Origin of the sequence: Streptomyces camponoticapitis (assembly GCF_014646115.1) — a bacterium.
Classification (GTDB): domain Bacteria; phylum Actinomycetota; class Actinomycetes; order Streptomycetales; family Streptomycetaceae; genus Streptomyces; species Streptomyces camponoticapitis.
This window is the reverse complement of the sequence record NZ_BMMV01000010.1, coordinates 62,964-81,274: the sequence shown is the minus strand read 5'-3', so window position 1 is coordinate 81,274 and position 18,311 is coordinate 62,964. Positions and strand designations below refer to the sequence as shown.

General features: G+C 70.7%; 16 protein-coding genes and 1 tRNA gene. 10 read left to right on the top strand and 7 right to left on the bottom strand.

From position 1 onward, the window contains the following. Positions 1-329: 329 nt before the first annotated feature. Positions 330-403, bottom strand: a tRNA-Pro gene (locus IEY79_RS17310). 115 nt (positions 404-518) lie between these two features. Between IEY79_RS17310 and IEY79_RS17305 the strand changes: the two genes are divergently transcribed. The 4 genes from IEY79_RS17305 to IEY79_RS38385 all read left to right on the top strand — a co-directional run bounded on the left by IEY79_RS17305 (position 519) and on the right by IEY79_RS38385 (position 2,676). Beyond that, positions 519-1,001, top strand: a complete 483-nt coding sequence (locus IEY79_RS17305) for a DUF309 domain-containing protein (RefSeq protein ID WP_189108394.1) — start codon at positions 519-521, stop codon at positions 999-1,001. Between the two features lie 160 nt (positions 1,002-1,161). After that, complete coding sequence (locus tag IEY79_RS38395) at positions 1,162-1,410, top strand: hypothetical protein (RefSeq protein ID WP_373292565.1); 249 nt, start codon at positions 1,162-1,164, stop codon at positions 1,408-1,410. Further along, positions 1,407-2,162 (top strand): carotenoid oxygenase family protein, encoded by a 756-nt coding sequence (locus tag IEY79_RS38390; protein WP_373292564.1) that lies wholly within the window; start codon positions 1,407-1,409, stop codon positions 2,160-2,162. The genes IEY79_RS38395 and IEY79_RS38390 overlap by 4 nt, the downstream gene beginning before the upstream one ends. Next, positions 2,131-2,676: a carotenoid oxygenase family protein gene (locus IEY79_RS38385; RefSeq protein WP_373292562.1), complete on the top strand. Its 546-nt coding sequence runs from the start codon at positions 2,131-2,133 to the stop codon at positions 2,674-2,676. Before IEY79_RS38390 ends, IEY79_RS38385 begins: the two co-directional genes overlap by 32 nt. A 25-nt stretch (positions 2,677-2,701) precedes the next feature. On the opposite strand, the gene IEY79_RS17295 is transcribed toward IEY79_RS38385, so the two are convergent. From IEY79_RS17295 to IEY79_RS17285, 3 genes are read right to left on the bottom strand one after another with little or no spacing between them, the layout of a single operon-like run. Next, positions 2,702-3,409 (bottom strand): LutC/YkgG family protein, encoded by a 708-nt coding sequence (locus IEY79_RS17295; RefSeq protein ID WP_189108393.1) that lies wholly within the window; start codon positions 3,407-3,409, stop codon positions 2,702-2,704. Further along, a complete protein-coding gene (locus IEY79_RS17290) occupies positions 3,409-4,866 on the bottom strand; it encodes a LutB/LldF family L-lactate oxidation iron-sulfur protein (RefSeq protein WP_189108392.1) in 1,458 nt (485 codons plus the stop codon). The genes IEY79_RS17295 and IEY79_RS17290 overlap by 1 nt, the downstream gene beginning before the upstream one ends. Then, positions 4,863-5,582: a (Fe-S)-binding protein gene (locus IEY79_RS17285; RefSeq protein ID WP_189108391.1), complete on the bottom strand. Its 720-nt coding sequence runs from the start codon at positions 5,580-5,582 to the stop codon at positions 4,863-4,865. The genes IEY79_RS17290 and IEY79_RS17285 overlap by 4 nt, the downstream gene beginning before the upstream one ends. A 107-nt stretch (positions 5,583-5,689) precedes the next feature. On the opposite strand from IEY79_RS17285, the gene cobF reads away from it, so the two are divergent. Then, entirely contained in the window at positions 5,690-6,454 is a 765-nt protein-coding gene (cobF, locus tag IEY79_RS17280; RefSeq protein WP_189108390.1) for a precorrin-6A synthase (deacetylating), read from the top strand. Here the strand turns inward: cobF and IEY79_RS17275 are convergent. Together IEY79_RS17275 and rhaI are read right to left on the bottom strand one after the other, a co-directional pair. After that, complete coding sequence (locus tag IEY79_RS17275; protein WP_189108389.1) at positions 6,423-7,205, bottom strand: cobalt-precorrin-6A reductase; 783 nt, start codon at positions 7,203-7,205, stop codon at positions 6,423-6,425. The genes cobF and IEY79_RS17275 overlap by 32 nt on opposite strands. A gap of 150 nt (positions 7,206-7,355) precedes the next feature. Next, positions 7,356-8,528, bottom strand: coding sequence for an L-rhamnose isomerase (gene rhaI, locus IEY79_RS17270; RefSeq protein ID WP_189108388.1), 1,173 nt, complete (start codon positions 8,526-8,528; stop codon positions 7,356-7,358). Positions 8,529-8,808: 280 nt separating this feature from the next. On the opposite strand from rhaI, the gene IEY79_RS17265 reads away from it, so the two are divergent. The 5 genes from IEY79_RS17265 to IEY79_RS17245 all read left to right on the top strand — a co-directional run bounded on the left by IEY79_RS17265 (position 8,809) and on the right by IEY79_RS17245 (position 14,903). After that, complete coding sequence (locus tag IEY79_RS17265; RefSeq protein ID WP_189108387.1) at positions 8,809-10,365, top strand: sugar ABC transporter ATP-binding protein; 1,557 nt, start codon at positions 8,809-8,811, stop codon at positions 10,363-10,365. Next, positions 10,362-11,402: an ABC transporter permease gene (locus IEY79_RS17260; RefSeq protein WP_189108386.1), complete on the top strand. Its 1,041-nt coding sequence runs from the start codon at positions 10,362-10,364 to the stop codon at positions 11,400-11,402. Before IEY79_RS17265 ends, IEY79_RS17260 begins: the two co-directional genes overlap by 4 nt. 5 nt (positions 11,403-11,407) lie before the next feature. After that, the gene (locus IEY79_RS17255; RefSeq protein ID WP_189108539.1) at positions 11,408-12,415 is read left to right on the top strand and encodes an ABC transporter permease; all 1,008 of its coding nucleotides are present in this window, start codon (positions 11,408-11,410) and stop codon (positions 12,413-12,415) included. A gap of 54 nt (positions 12,416-12,469) precedes the next feature. Beyond that, positions 12,470-13,558, top strand: coding sequence for a rhamnose ABC transporter substrate-binding protein (gene rhaS, locus IEY79_RS17250; RefSeq protein WP_189108385.1), 1,089 nt, complete (start codon positions 12,470-12,472; stop codon positions 13,556-13,558). 301 nt (positions 13,559-13,859) lie between these two features. Then, positions 13,860-14,903 carry a LacI family DNA-binding transcriptional regulator gene (locus tag IEY79_RS17245; protein WP_189108384.1) on the top strand — a complete coding sequence of 348 codons (1,044 nt, stop codon included), beginning with the start codon at positions 13,860-13,862 and terminating at the stop codon, positions 14,901-14,903. Positions 14,904-15,016: 113 nt separating this feature from the next. Here IEY79_RS17245 and IEY79_RS17240 read toward each other — a convergent pair whose 3' ends face one another. Further along, the gene (locus IEY79_RS17240) at positions 15,017-18,283 is read right to left on the bottom strand and encodes a family 78 glycoside hydrolase catalytic domain (RefSeq protein ID WP_229700927.1); all 3,267 of its coding nucleotides are present in this window, start codon (positions 18,281-18,283) and stop codon (positions 15,017-15,019) included. Positions 18,284-18,311 lie beyond the last annotated feature (28 nt).

Below are 18,311 nucleotides of genomic sequence, written 5' to 3'. Positions count from 1 at the left end.
CCTGGTGGGGATGGCCACGAGCGATGACCGCCACGATCACTGACGCTGTCGGAACCGCCCTCGACCGCCCGTTCCCTCGCATTCGCCGCTACCGGCCACCGCCGCACCCGCCGCCTGGGCGGACGCCGGCAGGCAGGCTGGAAAACCGGCGGAGACCTCGGCATCACCAGGAACATCCGCGTCGGCGAACGCGACGTCTCCCACAGAGCCCTGTCCCACGCGGTCCTGCGCACCGTCGCCCGGCCCCGGTCCCCACCCGGTCCCCAAAAAAGATCAAGGGCCGGTTTCGGATCTCTCCGAAACCGGCCCTGAACCGCGACTCTCACGAGTCGGGACGACAGGATTTGAACCTGCGACCCCTTGACCCCCAGTCAAGTGCGCTACCAAGCTGCGCCACGTCCCGCTGTTCCCGTCGCCGCCCGGAAGAGTTCCCTTGCGGCCACAATGGAGAACATTACCCCACGGTCGGCCGACGGCCGCCCGTCCCTGGGGTGGCAGAGACGGGAGACAATCGGGGCATGACGGAGAAGCGGCGGGATCGGGACGTCGAAGGGCGGGCGCGGAGCGCGCGGCCGCGGGATGGGCTGGGGCGGCCGTTGCCTTACGGAGCGCCCGGGGTCGAGCGGGGGCCCGAGGGGGTCGTGCGGGCGCCCGGCGAGACCGTGCGGGAGGCGCAGCGGCTGCTGGACGCCGGGATGCCGTTCCACGCGCACGAGGTGTTCGAGGACGCGTGGAAGTCCGGGCCCGACGAGGAGGAGGCGCTGTGGCGCGGGATGGCGCAGCTCGCGGTGGGGCTGACGCATGCCGCCCGGGGCAATCCGACGGGTGGGGCGCGGTTGCTGCTGCGGGGTGCGGAGCGGATCTCCGGGTACGGGGCGCCGTACGGGATCGATGTCCCCGGGATGACCGCCTGGGCGCGTGAGCTGGCGGAACGTGTCGGGGACGGGCCGGTGGACCCCGCCGCCGAAGCCCCGTGTCTGACTGGGTCGGCCCGGCCCTGACGGCAGCCGCCGGGGATCGGGCGACACTCCCGGACAGAGGGGGCAGCTACACTTGTGTTCGGGCCTCAGCCCTCCTGACCCGCGCGCCCGTCCGCAGCAAGATCTTCCCTATCGATCGGATACGCCCCTCGGGGCTTCGACAGCGGGGAGAGAGTGCGCGATGAGTGGTCACACACGGCGCAGGGTGTTGCGGGGCGCGGCGGTCGCAGCCGCGGGCAGTGTGGTGGGGGCGTACGGCGCGGGCGGTCAGGTCGGTGTCGCCCAGGCCGCCGCCCGTGGGCTCACCGGGACGACGGCGCGTGAGCGGGCCGGCGTCTCGTACCCGTTCCTCAAGGGCCCGTTCGCGCCGGTCACGGAGGAACTGACGGCCTTCGGACTGCCGGTGACGGGGCGGAACCCCGCGAGTTGAACGGCCGCTATCTGCGGGTCGGCCCGAACGTGCTCGGTCTGGAGGATCCGCGGGCGCACCACTGGATGCAGGGCGACGGCATGGTGCACGGCGTCCGGCTGCGGAACGGCCGCGCCGAGTGGTACCGCAACCGCTGGGTCCGCTCCGCCTCCGTCGCCGAGAAGCTGGGCGAGCCGTACCCGGGCGAGGTGCCGCCCGACGACTTCCCGGCCAACACCCACGTCATCCCGTACAAGGGCCGCATCCTGGCCCTTCAGGAGAGCGGGCCGCTGCCGTACGAGCTCGACGGCGACCTCAACACGGTGCGCCCGTACGACTTCCGCTCCACCCTCGTAGGCGCGTTCACGGCGCACACCAAGTACGACGCCAGGGCTGATGAGTTGCACGCCATCTCGTACTACCCGACCTGGGACCACGTACGGCATCTGGTGATCGACCACACCGGCAGGGTGGTGCGCGTGACGAAGATCCCGGTCGCGCCGATGATGCACGACTTCGCCCTGACGGAGCGTCATGTCGTCATTGTGGACGTGCCGATCACGTTCGACATGGCGGGGGCCGAGGCCGGCGCCACCGTGCCGTACAAGTGGAACAAGCGGCATCCGATGCGCGTCGGCGTGATGCGCCGCTCCGGCGGGCCGGTGCGCTGGTTCGAGGTCGATCCGCTCTACTACTCGCACACACGACCAGGGCCCCGGAATCGTCGTCGACTTCACGTCCATGCCCGCCCCCATGCATGTGGAGGGCCGTGACAACGGAGGACCTTCGGCGGACGGGACGCCGGCCCTCGACCGCTGGACCATCGACCTGGCCCACGGGAAGGTGCGCCACCAGCGGCTCGACGACCGGCCGCAGGAGTTCCCGCGCGTCAACGAGGCCATGGTCGCGCACCGCCACCGGTACGCCTACTCGGCGTCGGCCGCGGAGATGTGGCGGGCCTACGGCACCGTCGACGGGGTGCCGCCGGACGGGTCCTTCAGCAACACCCTCATCAAGCACGACATGTTGCGCGGCACCACGCAGGTGCATCGGTTCCCGAAGGACGCGGCGACGTCCGAGGCCGTCTTCGTGCCGTCCCGCCCGGAGTCCACGTCGGCGGCGGAGGACGACGGCTACACGCTGGCGTACGTCCACAACCCGGAACGCGGCGCGTCCGACCTCGTCATCCTGTCGGCGCAGGACTTCACCGGCCGGCCGGTCGCGCGGATCCATCTGCCGGGCCGGGTGCCGCTGGGATTCCACGGCAGTTGGGTGCCGGACGCGTAGGGAGCGGCGGGGCTCGGCGTCCTGGTCAGTCCTCGACCAGGACCACCTCAAGGGTGCGCGGGCCGTGGACGCCCTCGACCCGGTCCAGCTCGATGTCGCTCGTCGCCGACGGCCCCGAGATCCAGGTCAGCGGTCGGGTCGGGTCGAGTCGCGGCAGCGCCCGCGGTACGGACGCGACGACCTGTTCCGGCGCCCGTACGACACAGATGTGGTGGTCCGGGATGAGCGAGATTCGGCGCCGGCCCTGGTCGGGGCTGCCGTCCAGGACGATCGTGCCGGTCTCCGCGATGGCCACGGCGCAGCCGGTGACGACGCTGTCGACCTCGTCCAACTCCGCCGCGGTCGACGCCTCCCGGTCATGGATCCGGGTCGGATCGGCGGCGGCGAGCCACGACGGGGGCAGGCCCGGCGGCACGAGGACCGTACGGGAACCGTGCTCGGCGAGCAGGCGCATCAGCAGTTCGGTGAGCCCGGCGGAGTCGGTGCGGTGGACGACGGCGCGGTAGTCGGCGAGGTTCTCGGCCAGCAGGTCGACCATCCCGGCGTCGGGGGTGTGTGTGTCGAGATAGCCGCGGGTGACTTCCGGGGCGTCGGGCGCGTCGGCGACGGCCGCGCGGACCTTGGCGAGGATGCGCTCGCGCGAGCCGGAGCCGGAGCCGGAGGCCGAGCCGGGGGCCGCCCCCGAGGCCGAGTCGGGGCCGGGCCCGGGGCCCGCTGCGGGGCTGGTGCTCATCAGGGCTTCTTCCCCTCCGTGTTCGGTGTCGTGCCCGACTCTCCGCGGTTCTTCTTCCACCAGTCCCGGAACGGCTCCGCCGGCATCTCCGGCAGTTCCCTGCTCCGCGTCCACGCGCCGGCGCCCGGCAGCTTCGACGGGTGCAGCTTGCGCGTCTTCGACGCGACCCGCTCCCCCGCCCCCAGCACACCAGGATGGTCGAGGACCCATCCCGCGGCCTTCATCGCGGCCTTTTCGAGCCGGTGCCCCTTGCCGCCCTGATCGGCGACCCGTTCCCGCAGGTGTACCAGTACCTCCGGGATGTCGATCGCGACCGGGCACACCTCGTAGCAGGCGCCGCACAGCGACGAGGCGTACGGCAGTGAGGCGTCGATCTCGCTCTGGATGCCCCGGAGTTGGGGGCTGAGGATCGCCCCGATCGGCCCCGGGTAGACGGAGCCGTAGGCGTGCCCGCCGGCCCGCTCGTACACCGGGCAGACGTTGAGACAGGCCGAGCAGCGGATGCAGCGCAGCGCCTGGCGGCCGACCTCGTCGGCGAGGGTGTCGGTGCGTCCGTTGTCGAGGAGGACGAGGTGGAAGGTCCGCGGCCCGTCGCCGTCGGCGGTCCCCGTCCAGGTCGACGTGTACGGATTCATCCGCTCGGCGGTCGAGGAGCGCGGCAGCGTCTGGAGAAAGACCTCCAGATCCCGCCAGGTCGGCACCACCTTCTCGATGCCCACGACGGAAATCAGGGTCTCGGGCAGCGTCAGGCACATCCGGCCGTTGCCCTCGGACTCGAAGACGACGAGCGTGCCGGTCTCGGCGACCATGAAGTTGGCGCCGGAGATGCCGACCTTCGCGCGCAGGAACTTCTCGCGGAGATGGAGCCGTGCGGCCTCGGCGAGGTCCGCGGGAGTGTCGGAGAGCCCCTTGGGCGCGGCGCGGCCCCAGTCGCCCATCTTGGTACGGAAGATGTCCCGGATCTCGCCGCGGTTGCGGTGGATGGCGGGGACGAGTATGTGGGAGGGCCGGTCGTCGCCGAGTTGGACGATGAGTTCGGCGAGGTCGGTCTCGTACGCCGCGATGCCTTCGGCCTCCAGGGCCTCGTTGAGTCCGATCTCCTGGGTGGCCATCGACTTGACCTTGACGACCTCGGTCTCACCGGTGGCCCTGACCAGGTCGGTGACGATCCGGTTGGCCTCGTCGGCGTCGGCCGCCCAGTGGACGGTGCCGCCCGCCGCGGCGACCCGGTCCTCCAACTGGAGGAGATAGCGGTCGAGATGGCGCAGCGTGTGGTCCTTGATCTGCTTCCCGGCCTCGCGCAGCTCGGCCCAGTCGGCGAGTTCGGCCACCGCCTTGGCGCGCTTGTCGCGGATGGTGTGGGTGGCGTGGCGCAGATTGCCGCGCAGAGTCTTGTTGTGCACGGCCTCCTTGGCCGCGCGCGGGAAGGACGGCATACCGACGAACGTCCCGCTCATACGAGGGGCTCCTCTCGGGTGCTCGCCAGGATGTCGGCGAGATGCAGGGCGCGCAGCGGTGCTTCCTCGCGGCGCAGAACGCCCCCGATGTGCATGAGGCAGGAGTTGTCGGCGCCGCACAGGACGTCGGCACCGGTGGAGACGGCGTTGCTGACCTTGTCCTGGCCCATGGCGGTCGATACATCGGAGTTCTTCACGGCGAAGGTGCCGCCGAAGCCACAGCATTCGTCGGCGCCGGGCAGCTCGCGCAGCTCCAGTCCTTCGACGGCCTCCAGGAGGCGGCGCGGTCTGTCGCCGAGGCCGAGGAGACGCAGGCCGTGGCAGGAGGGGTGGTAGGTCACCGTGTGCGGAAAGTACGCGCCGACGTCGGTCACTCCAAGGACGTCGACGAGGAACTCGGTGAGCTCGTAGGTACGGGTGGCGAGGGACGCGGCCGAGGCGTCGCCGATCTTCGGGTAGTGCTGCCGGACCATGGCGGCACAGGATCCCGAGGGGGTCACCACATACTCGTACCCCTCGAAGGCGGCGGCGGTACGGCGTACGAGCGGCTCGGTCTCGGCGCGGTAGCCGGTGTTGTACTGGGGCTGCCCGCAGCAGGTCTGCGCCTCGGGGAAGTCGACCTCCACCCCGAGGCGTTCGAGGAGCCGCACGGTCGCGATCCCGGTGGACGGATACACCGCGTCGTTGACGCAGGTGACGAAGAGGGCGACACGCATGGCCGGAGCATATGCGGTGACCTGCGGCGAACGTAAGACCCGCGCAGTCATCCGATGTATCGACGGTGGCTGAAGGGCTGGCGAGGGCATGAGGCAGACTCGGCCCGGTGAGACAGATCTATGTGATCGGCATCGGCGCGGGCGACCCTGACCAGCTGACCCTCCAGGCGGTCAAGGCGCTGAACCGGGTGGACGTGTTCTTCCTCCTCGACAAGGGCGCGGAGAAGGCCGACCTGATCCGGCTGCGGCACGACATCCTGGCGGAGCACATCACGGACGGCCGGGAGTACCGGCTGGTGGAGGCGCGCGACCCGGAACGGGACCGCACGGCCGGCGGCGCCGACTACTCCCCCGCCGTCGGCGACTGGCGCACCAAACGCGCCGGCATCTACGAGCGGATGATCGCCGACGAGCTGGGTGACGACCAGGTCGGGGCGTTCCTGGTGTGGGGCGACCCCGCGCTGTACGACTCCACGCTCGGCATCCTGGACGAGATCCTGGAACGCGGCACGGTCGCCTTCGAGCACGAGGTGATCCCGGGCATCAGCAGCGTCTCGGCGCTGCTCGCCAAGCACCGTACGGGGCTGAACAGGGTGGCGCGCCCGGTGCAGATCACGACGGGCCGGCGGCTGGCGGAGGCATGGCCGGAGGGGGTGGACGACGTGGTGGTGATGCTGGACGGGCACCAGTCGTTCCGCCACTACCTGGCGCAGGACCCGGTCATCCACTGGGGCGCGTACGTCGGGACGGCGGACGAGATCCTCGTCTCAGGACGGCTCTCGGAGGTCGCGGACCGGATCGTGGAGCTACGGGCGGAGGCCCGCGCCCGCAAGGGCTGGATCATGGACACGTATCTGCTGCGGCGGGACTGAGGCCGAGCCGGGCGAGCGCCGCCCGTACGTCGGGGACTTCGGGTACGCCCTCGGGTGTGGGCGGCCGTTCGACGACGACCACGGGCAGGCCGAGTTCGCGGGCGGCGGTGAGTTTCGCGGCGGTGGCCGGGCCGCCGCTGTCCTTGGTGACGAGGACGTCGACGCGGTGTTCGAGGAGGAGCGCGGTCTCGCCTTCGACGGTGTAAGGGCCCCGGTCGAGCAGGATGCGGGTGCTGCGGGGCAGGGGCGGCTCGGGCGGCTCCACGGTGCGTACGAGGAAGTGCGACCCGTCCAGTTCGGGCCCGGCGAATGCGGCGAGCCCCTGACGCCCGGTGGTGAGGAAGACGCGCGTGCCGCCGAGTACGGGGAGCCGCGCGGCGGCGTCCGCGAGCGAGCGGGCGGGGTGTCTGCGGTCACGCGGGTCGACGGGCCAGCCGGGTCGCCGCAGGGCGAAGAGCGGGGTGCCGGAGATGGCCGCCGCACGGGCCGCGTGCTCGCTGATGGTGGCGGCGAAGGGGTGCGTGGCGTCGACGAGAACGTCGATACGGTGCTCCACCAGCCACGCGGCGAGGGCGTCGGGCCCCCCGAATCCCCCGACGCGGACGTCCCCGGCGGCGGGCGCGGCCGGGTTGGCGACGCGCCCGGCGAGGGAGGTGGTGACGTGCGTCTGGGGGGCTTCGACGGCGAGCGCGCCGGCGAGCCGACGGGCTTCACCGGTACCGCCGAGGATGAGCACGCGCGGGTGGGGCATGGGACGAGGCTACGGGGACGGTGCGGGTACGTTGCCAACCGGGCGCGGTGGCGTTCGTGTTGTCGGCCGAGACCTCCACCCCGCCACGTGGATCCCGGATCATCCGCGTGGCGTGGTGCGGTTGGGTTGGACGAGGACCTGGACGAGGGCCTACGCGCCCCACCCCGCCTGTTCCCCGCCCACCCGTTCCGTGACGATCTTCTTTCCGTAGCCCGACTCGTGGTACGCCGCCACCGGGTCGGCGTCCGCGCCCAGTTCGGTGCGGATCTCGGCCACCAAGGGGCGTACGTCCGTGTTGTAGGCGTCCATCAGGGCCGCGTTCGCCGCCAGCACGTCGCCGTCGCGCTGGGCGGCGGCCAGGGCCTCGGCGTCCACCAGCAGTGCCTTCGCCGTCGCCTCCTGGACGTTCATCACCGAGCGGATGACCGCGGGGACCTTCTCCTCGATGTTGTGGCACTGGTCGAGCATGAAGGCGATGTCCGGTGTGAACCCGCCGCCCCTGATCACCTCGTACATGATCCGGAAGAGCTGGAACGGGTCGGCGGCGCCGGCCATCAGGTCGTCGTCCGCGTAGAAGCGGGAGTTGAAGTCGAAGCCCCCGAGCTTCCCCTCCCGCAGCAGGATCGCGACGATGAACTCGATGTTCGTGCCGGGCGCGTGGTGGCCGGTGTCGACCACGACCTGGGCCTTCTCGCCGAGGCGCAGACAGTGGGCGTAGGCCGTGCCCCAGTCCGGGACGTCGGTGGCGTAGAAGGCGGGCTCGAAGAGCTTGTACTCCACCAGCATCCGCTGGTGGTCGCCGAGCCGCTCGTACACGGCGTCCAGCGCCTCGGAGAGACGGTCCTGGCGGGCGCGGATGTCGTCCTGGCCGGGGTAGTTGGTGCCGTCGGAGAACCAGAGCTTGAGGTCGCGCGACCCCGTCGCGTCCATGATGTCGACGCACTCCATCAGATGCCCGAGCGCCTTGCGGCGCACCGCCGCATCCGGGTGGCAGACGCTGCCGAGCTTGTAGTCGTCGTCCTGGAAGACATTGGCGTTGATGGTGCCGAGCCGCAGTCCGCGCTCCTGGGCGTACGCGGCCAGCGCGCCGTAGTCGTCGACCTTGTCCCACGGGATGTGGAGCGCGACGGTGGGCGCGACGCCGGTGTGGGCGTGTACGCGGGCCGCGTCGTCCAGTTTCTCCCTGGGGGTACGGGGGACGCCCGGCCGGGCGAAGACCTTGAACCGGGTCCCGCTGTTGGCGTACGCCCACGACGGTGTCTCGACAGCCTGCGTCTTGAGGGCCGCCTTCACGGCGGAGATGTCGGATCGGCGGCTCGTCATCTCTCAACGCTCCATTCAGCAACCAAGCAGACCGTGAATCGATTCATCAAGGGCGATGATGAGCCGGGCCAACCTGCCTGTCAAGGCCCCGACTTGTCCGCAGTGTGCACACCGCCCCTCCACACCGAAAAGACGAGGGTTTCCGGTGCACGCCCATTGACTCGAGCCGCTCGGGACGTCTAGCTTCCGGAAAAGTTGAATCCTTTCATGAGTGAGTCGGTGAGTCACCGACACCACCACCGACACAACCGCCCACACCAGCCTCGCCGAGGAGCCCGCCATGGAAAAGCCCGACAAGGGCCTTGCCCCTGTCCTGGCGCTGAGGGGAGTCTCCAAAACCTTCGGAGCCGTACGGGCCCTGCACGACGTCTCCCTGGATCTGCGGCCCGGTGAGATCCACGCCCTGGCCGGCGAGAACGGTGCGGGCAAGTCCACCCTGATCAAGACTCTCGCCGGAGTCCACCACCCCGACGAGGGGAAGATCCTGCTCTCCGGCGAACCCGTCGTCTTCCACGGCCCCGCCGACGCGAGGGACGCCGGGATCGCGGTCATCTACCAGGAGCCGACGCTCTTCCCCGATCTGTCCATCGCGGAGAACATCTTCATGGGCCGTCAGCCACGGCGCTCGGCCCGCCGTATCGACCGCAGGGCCGTCCACCGCGCGACGGCCGACCTGATGAGCAGGCTCGGCGTCGCGCTCGACCCCCGGCGGCCCGCGCGCGGACTGTCCATCGCGGACCAGCAGATCGTCGAGATCGCCAAGGCGCTCTCCTTCGACGCACGGGTCCTGATCATGGACGAGCCCACGGCCGCGCTCACCGGCAGTGAGACCGCCCGGCTGTTCTCCGTCGTAAGGACGTTGCGGGCGGAAGGCGCGGCGGTGCTGTTCATCTCGCACCGGCTGGAGGAGATCTTCGGCCTCTGCTCGCACGTCACGACCCTGCGCGACGGCCGGCACGTCGCCTCCGAACCGCTCGACGGGCTCACCGAGGACGACCTCGTGCGCCGTATGGTCGGCCGCGATCTGGACGACCTGTATCCCAAGTCGGAGGCGGAGCCCGGCCCGACCGTGCTGTCCGTGAGCAGGCTGACCCGTGAAGGCGTCTTCAGGGACGTGTCGTTCGAGGTACGGCGTGGTGAGATCGTGGCCCTCGCCGGGCTGGTGGGGGCGGGGCGCAGCGAGGTCGCGCAGGCCGTCTTCGGTGTGGACCGCGCGGACGCGGGCGAGGTGAAGGTCGACGGCCGTGTCCTGACCGCCGGTTCACCGACGGCGGCGATGGACGCCGGGCTCGCGCTCGTCCCCGAGGACCGGCGGCTGCGCGGTCTGGTGATGGAGATGTCCATCGAGCGGAACATCGGTCTGACGGGGCTGCGCGACGTGCGCCGCCGGGGGCTGGTCAGCCGGGCGCTCGAACACGCGCGCGCCGCCGACTGGGCGGTGAAGCTCCAGCTCAAGTACAGCAGGCTCGCCGATCCGGTGTCCGTCCTGTCCGGCGGCAATCAGCAGAAGGTCGTCCTCGCGAAGTGGCTGGCCACCGACCCGGCCGTACTGATCGTCGACGAGCCGACGCGCGGCATCGACGTCGGTACGAAGGCCGAGGTTCACCGGCTGCTCTCGTCACTGGCCGCGGACGGACTCGCCGTCCTGATGGTCTCGTCCGATCTCCCCGAGGTGCTGCGCATGGCCGACCGGATCCTCGTGATGCACGAGGGGCGGCTCACCGCCGAGATACCGCGTGAGCGGGCGACGGAGGAGACCGTGATGGCGGCGGCCACCGGTCGCGCGCCGGACACGGACCGCACGGAACGTACGGCGGCGAAGGAGCCGACGCCATGACCACCACGCTCGACAAACCCACCCCGGAAGCCCCGGCGGAGGAAGGCCGGTCGGCGCGGTCGCTCGTCGACGCGGTCTTCCGCGCCCGGGAGATCGCGATCGGCGGCGCGCTCGCGCTGCTGATCCTCGGCACCTGGCTCGCCAACCCCGGCTTCCTCGACGACCAGGGCGTCAAGGACCTGCTTCTCAACTCCTCGATCCTGGTGCTGCTCGCCGTCGGTCAGTCCGTCGTCGTGATGACCCGCAACATCGACCTGTCGGTCGGCTCGGTCGTGGGTCTCACGGCTTTCGCCTGCGGCCACTTCGTCTCCGGCACCGACCACAGCGCGCTCACGGTCGTCCTGCTCGGCATCGGTCTCGGCACCGTCTGCGGGCTCGTCAGCGGCGCGCTCGTCAGCTTCGGCCGGGTGCCCGCGCTCGTGGTGACCCTCGGCATGCTCTACATCATCCAGGGCATCGACCACGCCTGGGCGCACGGCGAGCAGATCAACGCCGTCAACGTCCCCGACGGTGTGCTCTCCCTCGGCTCGGGCAGCGTCCTCGGCATCCCGTATCTGCCGCTGATCTCCGCCGCCGTACTCGCCGCGACGGGCTACTTCCTGCGTACCTACCGCAGTGGCCGTGAGCTGTACGCGATCGGGTCGAGCCCGGAGGCCGCGCGGCTGGCGGGCATTCCCGTACGGCGCCGGATCCTGGCCGCGTACGCGTTCTCCGGCGCGATCGCGGGCTTCGCCGGCGCACTGTGGCTCGCCCGCTTCGGGACCGTCGTCGCCGACGCGGCCAACGGCTGGGAGCTGACGGTCGTCAGCGCCGTCGTCGTCGGCGGCGTCGCCATCACGGGCGGGACGGGCAGCGTCTGGGGCGCGGCGCTCGGCGCGCTCCTGCTCACCACCATCGGCAGCGCGCTGGTGGTCCTCAAGGTCGACTCCTTCTGGCAGCAGGCCATCACCGGCGTGCTGCTGCTCGCGGCGATCACCACCGACCGCGTCTTGCAGGTGCGTACGACCAGCGCGCTCAGGAAGAGGAGCCGGCGATGACCACGATGACGACACTGACGAGGTATCTGCGCTGGGACACGGCCGTCGGCATCCTGCTGATCGCGGTCTTCCTGGCGGGCACCGGCACCACCGAGGGGTTCGCCAACACGGACAACCTGTCGGCGGCGCTCGGCGACGTCTCCGAGATCGCGCTGATCGCGCTGCCGATGACCCTGCTGGTGGTCGCGGGTCAGGTCGATCTCTCCGTCGCCTCGATGCTGGGGCTGTCCAGCGCGCTCGCCGGCTCGCTCTGGCAGGCGGGCTTCGCCTTCGAACTGATCGTCCCCGTCTGTCTGCTGGCGGGCGCGGTCGGCGGACTGCTGAACGGCTGGCTCGTCACCCGGGTCGGTCTGCCCTCGCTGGCCGTCACCATCGGCACCCTCACGCTCTACCGCGGGCTGGCGTCCGTCATCCTCGGCGACGAGGCGGTGGCCGACTTCCCGGAGACGTACGCCAAGTACGCGGCGTACACGGAGACGATGCCCGGCACCTTCGTGCCGTATCCGGTCGCGCTGTTCGCGGTGCTCGCCGTGGGGACCGCGATCGCGCTGCACTGCACGGGCTTCGGCCGTTCGCTGTTCGCGATCGGCGCCCAGGAGGACGCCGCGTGGTTCGCGGGCATCCGCGTGAAGCGGCTGAAGCTGGTGCTGTTCGTGGTGTCCGGTCTGGTCGCCTCGTTCGCCGGGATCATCTACACCCTGCGCTACGGCAGCGCCCGCGCCGACAACGGGCTCGGTCTCGAACTGGTCGTCATCGCCTCGGTGTTGCTCGGCGGTGTGGACTTCGACGGCGGGAAGGGCACGCTGGGCGGCGCCGTCGCCGGTGTGCTGCTGATCGGGCTGCTGACGAATCTGCTGACCCTCAACGACATCTCCAACGAGATCCAGGTGATCGTCACCGGCCTGCTGCTCGTCGCCTCCGTGCTGACACCCCGGATCATCGCCGTGGTCTCCGAGCGCCGCCATCGGCGTACGGCGGCCGAGGAGTCCGTCCCGGTCTCCGCCGCGCCCTGACCCCCCGCCACGACCTCCCGACTCCCGACACCCCGACCCCGAAAGGCACTCACCATGCTGTCGCAGGCCCGCTCCCGACGCCATGCCGTCGTCACCGCATCCGCCGCGCTCTGTGCCCTGACGCTCGCCGTGTCCGGCTGCTCGGGCACCACCAAGGACTCCGTGAAGGACGACACCCCCGCCAAGTCGGGGAAGGCGGAGGCGAATCCGGACGCCCCGCTCAAGAAGGGCCTGAAGATCGCCTTCCTGCCCAAGCAGATCAACAACCCGTACGAGAAGATCGTCGACGACGCCGGCATCGCGGCGGCCGGGGAGATCGGCGCCACCGGCAAGGAGGTCGGACCCTCCAACGCGAAGGCGTCCTCCCAGGTGTCGTACATCAACACCCTCATCCAGCAGAAGCAGGACGCGATCCTCATCGCGGCGAACGACCCCAACGCGGTGTGCGGCCCGCTCAAGCAGGCGATGAGGCAGGACATCAAGGTCGTCGCGTACGACTCCGACACCGCCAAGGACTGCCGCCAGCTCTTCATCAACCAGGCCAGTTCGGAGGAGATCGGCCGCAGCCAGGTCCGCAACATCGCGAAGCAGCTGGGCAACAAGGGCGAGATCGCGATCCTGTCGGCCACGCAGAACGCGACGAACCAGAACACCTGGATCCAGTTCATGAAGGACGAGCTGACGAAGCCCGAGTACAAGGACATGAAGCTGGTCAAGGTGGCGTACGGGGACGACCAGGACCAGAAGTCCTTCCAGGAGACCCAGGGGCTCCTCAAGGCGTACCCGAACCTCAAGGGGATCATCTCGCCCACGACGGTCGGCATCGCGGCGGCGGCCCGCTACATCGGCGACTCCTCCTACAAGGGGAAGGTCGTCCTGAACGGGCTCGGCACGCCCAACCAGATGCGCAAGTACATCGAGAACGGCACGCTCGACCAGTTCTCGCTGTGGGACCCGAAGAAGCTGGGCTACCTCGGTACTTATGCGGCGGCGGCGCTGGCGTCCGGGCAGATCACGGGGGCCGAGGGCGAGAAGTTCAAGGCCGGTGACCTGGGCGAGTACACGGTCGGCAAGGACGGCGAGATCATCCTCGGCCCGCCGACGGTCTTCGACGCCAAGAACATCGGCGACTTCGACTTCTGAGGTCCCCACGGTGGTGTGGGAGCCGGTGACGGCCGCGTGACTCGGCCAGTCCAGGGACGGTCGCTACAGGCCGGTCACCGCGGTGGGTAAAGTGGTCCGAGGCCCGCTGCTGGAAATCGGCAACACCACATCGCGTGTCGACTTCGGCCGTGAACCGGGCGAGTGGACCGACGCGTGGCGTGGGAGCGCAGTGGGGCACCACTGGGCGCGGAGACAGGCCCCAGCCACCGGCGACAACATTTCCGGAGCTGCGCGCGTTGTCCGTTCCGAGCGGTCTGGAGCTGGTGGAGGTCACTGTCTGATGGCGCAATCGGTGGGAATCAAGGACGTCGCCCGGGTGGCGGGCGTCTCCGTCGGCACGGTCTCGAACGTGATCAACCGGCCGGACTCGGTGGCCGAGGAGACGCGGGCGAGGGTGCTGTCCACCATCGAGCGTCTGGGCTACGTACGGAGCGAGTCCGCCCGCCATCTGCGGGCAGGCCGCAGCCGCATCATCGCGCTGCTGGTGCTCGACATGGCCAACCCGTTCTTCGTGGACGTCGCCACCGGCGCCGAGCGGGTGGCCCGGCAGTCCGGGCTCGGTGTGATGCTCTGCAACAGCGCGCAGAGCAGCAGCGAGGAGGCCGAGTATCTGGGGCTCTTCAGCGAGCAGCGGGTGCGCGGTGTGCTGATCACACCCACGGACGAGACGGGCCGGAATCTGGAGAGCTTCCGGCGGCAGGACATCCCGTTCGTCTTCGTGGACCGGGTCGTGTCGAGCGACGAGGGCTGTTCGGTGTCGGTGGACGATGTCACGGGCGGGGCGCTCGCGATGCGTCATCTGCTGGCCCAGGGGCACACCGACATCGCGTACGTGTCCGGTCCGCTGCATCTCGCGCAGTGCCGGGACCGGCGGGCGGGCGCGCTGCTGGCGCTGGAGGAGGCCGGGCTGCCGGCCGACCGGCTGCGGGTGGTGGAGGCGGAGCGGCTGGACGTGTCGGCGGGGCGTGACTCCGGGGCCCGGCTGCTGGGGCTGCACATCAGGCCGAGCGCGGTGTTCTGCGCGAACGACCTGCTGGCGCTCGGGGTGCTCCAGTCGATGTACGGGGCGGGGGTGGCCGTACCGGACGAGATGGCGCTCGTCGGCTACGACGACATCGAGTTCGCGTCGGCCGCCGCGGTGCCGCTCACGTCGGTGCGCCAGCCGGCCTCGCAGATGGGTCGGCTCGCGGCGGAGCTGCTGATCGAGGAGACGGGTGAGTCGGCGGCCGACCACCGGCATCAACGGATCGTGCTGCAACCGGAGTTGGTGGTGCGGGAGTCCTCGATGCCGCGCGCGGGCGGCGGCCACGGGCCTCGCGGCTGACGGCCCGTCACTTCGACGTCGGTGGGCCCGGACCGGGCGGTCCGGGCCCCGTGGTGTGTGTCCGCGGCCTGCGTCAGTCGTGTGTGTCAGCAGCCGCGTGTCAGCCGCGCGTGTCAGCCGCGGCCCACGAAGTCCCACGCGCCGTGCCCGGCGCGGTAGACCTGGAAGCCGGGCTCCGTGCGGAGGTAGGTGGCGCCCTTCGGTGCGGTCACCTTGTCCTTGCGGTCGGCGGGTACATGGATCTCGGCGCTCGCCCCGACCGGTACCCTCACCGTCAGCCGCAGGTCACGGCCGACCTTGGACCAGGCCACCGAGGCCGGCCCGCGCACCGTACGGATCGACGTACGCGCCCAGCTGACCCCGCTGCGGGCGTCGGGGCGGACGGTGAAGGTGCGGTAGCCGTCGTCCCCGGGGCGCAGGCCCGCCACGTTCTCGTACAGCCACTGGGCGACGGTGCCCTGGAAATAGTGGTCGCGCGAGCGGGAGTCGAGCTGCCACATCTCCCACATGGTGTCGGCGCCGTTGTCGAACCAGTAGCCCCAGCTCGGGTAGGTGCGCTGGGTGGCGATGGCGTGGGCGACGTCCGGGTGGCCGTGCGCGCACAGCACGCGCAGCAGCACGCCGGTGCCGAGCGCGCCGGTGTTGAGGTGGTTGCCGCGCTCGGTGATGTCGGCGACCAGGCTGTCCACCACGGAGGCGCGGGCGCCGGCGGGGACCAGGCCGAAGGCGAGCGGGATCGCGTTGGAGGTCTGCCGGTAGCCCGGGTCCTTGGCGGTGCTGTAGTGCCCGGCGTCGTTGAGGAATTCCGCGTTCAGGGCGTCCTTGAGCCCGGCCGCCGCCGTGCGGTAGCGCCCGGCGACGTCGTCGTGGCCCAGCAGTTCGCCCATCTCGGCGGTGCCCACGAGCGCGCGGTACAGATAGGCGGTGGCCGTCAGGCGGGTGTCCTCGGGCGGGTTGCCGCCGTAGCCGGGCGGCAGATAGTCACCGAGGGCGGTGATCGCGAGGCCGTCGACGAGACGGTCCAGCTCCCAGTCCAGATAGCGGGTGACGACCGGCCAGTGCCGCCGGGCGATCCGGTCGTCGCCGTACACCCGGTACATCTCGCGGACCAGGAACGGGTAGACCGTGGTCCACTCCGGTGACGGGCCGAGATCGCCGTAACCCCAGCCGCCGCTCGGGACGATCACCGGCAGCTGTCCGTCGGCGTTCTGACTGTCCTTCAGATCGTCCAGCCACTTGCCGAGGAAGCGGTGGACGCCGAAGCCGTACGCGAGGGTGGGCGCGCCCAGCTGCGCGTCGCCGGTCCAGCCGTTCTTCTCGTACATGGGGGTGTCGGTCGGGATGCCGTGCAGATTGTTCAACAGGGTGCGGCGCATCGCCTTGTCGAGCTTCTCGTAGAAGGGCTCGGAGCAGGAGAAGGCGCTGACCTCGTCGACCCTGGTGTGGACGGTACGGCCGAGCACGTCGGACGGTTCGGGGCGGGCGGGCAGACCCTCGATCTGGACGTAGCGGAAGCCCTTGTACGAGAAGGACGGCTCCCACACCTCGGGCTCTCCGCCGCCCGCGCAGATGTACTCGTCGCGCTGGAAGCGGCCGGGGACATGTCCGGTCTCGGCGTGGACGCTGCCGTCGTCCTTGAGTTTCTCACCGTGGACGAGCGAAATGACCGTTCCCGCGGGCGCTTTGACGGTCAGTCGGGACCAGCCCGCGGTGGTGCGGCCCATGTCGACCACGTAGACGCCGGTGCGCAGTTCGCTGATCCCGGTGGGGGTGATGGTGTCGATGATCTCGATGGGGTCGTGCGGCTGGGCGCGCAGAGCGCCCTTCGGTGCCTGCTGGGCGCCCGGGGCGCGCCACTCGCGGTCGTCGAAGCCCGGTCGTGTCCAGCCGGTGGGGGCCAGGCGGGCGTCGTACGTCTCGCCCGCGTAGAGGGAGTTGGTGAGGGTGGGGCCCTCGGTCATGCGCCAGTCGGTGTCGGAGACGACGGTGGTACGGGTGCCGTCCGGGTGTTCGGCCTCCAGCCGGCACAGGAGGCGGGGCTCGCCGTGCCACGGCGGCCGGTGCCAGTTCCAGACGTTGGGGGTGGTCATGCCGTAGAAGCCGCGGCCCAGGGTGACACCGATGGCGTTGTCGCCCCGGCGCAGCAGGGACGTCACGTCGTGAACGGCGTACATGACGGTCTCGTCGTAGTCGGTGAAGGCCGGGTCGAGCACCTGCTCGCCGACGGGTTCGCCGTTCAACTCCGCGACGTAGTAGGCGAGTCCGCTGATGTAGAGGCGGGCGCGGGTGACCGGTTTGCGTACGGCGAACTCGCGGCGCAGCAGGGGCGCGGGTGCCTCGGGCCGGGAGACGGAGACGTCGTCGCCCCAGGGGCCTTCGCCGTAGGGGGCGAGAACGGTGGCGGGAGCCCAGCCGGTGTCGTCGAAGTCCCGCTGCTGCCAGCCCTGTTGTTCGGTCTCGGAGGTCAGCCAGTTGTCGCCGGTGGCGAGTTCACGAGTCTGCCCGTCGGTGGTCTCGACGACGAGACGGGCGATGAATCCGCCCGGGTTGACGGAGGCTCCGCCGCGGTTGGTGGCCACGGCGGCGAGTACGACGCGCTGTCCGGCCGCTTTGACGGCTTCGGTGACATCGGCGGTCCTGCCGGTGCGCCAGCCGTCCTGCTGCTCGGGGGCGTGGGCCACCTGTGTGCCGTCGAGGTGGAGGGTGAAGTCGTCGTCGGCGGTGGCGACGAGGGCCGCGTTCGCGATACCGATGCCGGCGGGGAGGTCGAGGGCGGTACGGAACCAGCGCGGCCCGGCGGGGGCGTCGCCGGTGGTCGCTCCCTCGGTCCAGATCCAGGAGGCGCCTTCGAGGGTGAGGGGATCGGCTCCGGCGTCGGCGCCGATCCATGCGGCGCCCCACTTCTCGTCCCCGAGTGCGGTCTCCCACCAGCCGGCCGTACTCCAGGGCGAGACGTCGCCGGAGCCGTCCCAGACGCGGACCTGCCAGTGGCAGCGGGTCCGGGGCGGCAGCGCGGGACCGGCGTAGGGGACGGCGACGCTCCGGCCGGAGGTCACCTTGCCGGTGTCCCAACGGAGTTGGCGCCCTTTGGCGAGGTCGCGCGGGTCGGTGGCGGCCCTGATCTGGTACGCGCGCTGCTCGGCGCCGTGGCCGTCGGCCGTCAGCTCCCAGGAGAGGAGAGGGGTGGGGTTGTCGGTACCGAGGACGTGTTCGGCGTACTCGACCTTCGCGGCGACGACCCGCAACCCACGGCCGTGCGGAGACTCGTGGCCCTTCGCCGGGGTGACGGCCGAGGCCGCCGGGCCCGCGGCGATGGAGACGATTCCGGCGCCGGCGCCCACGACGGAAGTGCCCAGGAGACCTCTTCGTGTCCAGCCCATGCCCATGCCAGCCCCTTTGATTGAATCG